1 protein-coding gene is annotated in these 363 nt (G+C 63.9%); it reads left to right on the forward strand.

The window, feature by feature from the left end; translation table 11 throughout:
* Nucleotides 1–33 precede the first annotated feature (33 nt).
* A complete protein-coding gene (locus AC1U89_RS25040) occupies nt 34–189 on the forward strand; it encodes a GlsB/YeaQ/YmgE family stress response membrane protein (RefSeq protein ID WP_479902314.1) in 156 nt (51 codons plus the stop codon).
* The last annotated feature ends 174 nt before the right edge of the window (nt 190–363 follow it).

Genomic DNA, 363 nt, shown 5'->3' on the forward strand with positions numbered 1-363 from the left:
GGCGGCTGGSTGATCACACTCGTWRTYGGCGTCGTGGGCGCMATCCTCGGAGGCTGGATAGGTTCGTTGATCTTCGGCGGAGGCCTCGCTGACTTCTTYGATYTGCGSACCTGGCTCCTCTCCATCCTCGGGGCCGTYATTGTGCTYYTGATCTATGGCGCCGTTGCCGGSCGCMGAAGCAGGGCATARGGKCCACCGGCCMATKGCTGCCCGCGGGGCGTTCGGGGAATTGCTGGAGGGTTGCTTAAGAACCCAGCAAAGAGCCCGATCCAGCGCTCCCGGCCGGCCTCTCCAGGCAATACTCAGCGCCGCGGCGCCTTCAAAGCACTGGTCAGCATCGAAGGACTCTGCCCAGTATCGGTC

The organism is Caulobacter sp. 05T431 (assembly GCF_056665975.1).